General features: G+C 39.9%; 1 protein-coding gene and 1 pseudogene. Both read left to right on the top strand.

Going from position 1 to position 366, the window contains the following annotated elements; translation table 11 throughout:
* Positions 1 to 48: 48 nt before the first annotated feature.
* Positions 49 to 183: pseudogene (locus tag IDH45_RS03595) on the top strand (transposase); the annotation flags it as partial.
* A gap of 6 nt (positions 184 to 189) precedes the next feature.
* A partial coding sequence (locus IDH45_RS03590; RefSeq protein WP_190924781.1) for a helix-turn-helix domain-containing protein occupies positions 190 to 366 on the top strand: 177 nt, incomplete at its 3' end.

Raw genomic sequence — 366 nt, 5'->3', positions numbered from 1 at the left:
TTCATCCCATCTTCTCGGTGCTGAAAACCGGACTTTTTGAACTCGCACTTTAAAGAGTTTCCTGAGATTAAAAAGAGGTTGTGGGGAGGGAATTTTTGGAATGCTTCTTATTTTGTTGCAACAGCCAGTGAACATACAGAAGAGCAGATAAGAACGTATATCCAAAATCAGAAAGTGAAGTGAAAAGCAATGGTAGTGAATAAAGCTTATAAATTCCGAATATATCCCATGCCAGAACAAGCGACACTCATTAACAAGACGATTGGATGCGCTCGGTTTGTGTATAATCGTTTTCTAGCCCTATGGAGTGACACCTATAAAGAGACAGGAAAAGGCTTATCTTATGGAGCATGTTCTGCTGAACTC

The organism is Paenibacillus oceani, from assembly GCF_014705615.1.
Classification (GTDB): domain Bacteria; phylum Bacillota; class Bacilli; order Paenibacillales; family NBRC-103111; genus Paenibacillus_AB; species Paenibacillus_AB oceani.
The sequence above is the reverse complement of the archived record's forward strand: the minus strand, read 5'-3'. Positions and strand labels throughout refer to the sequence as shown.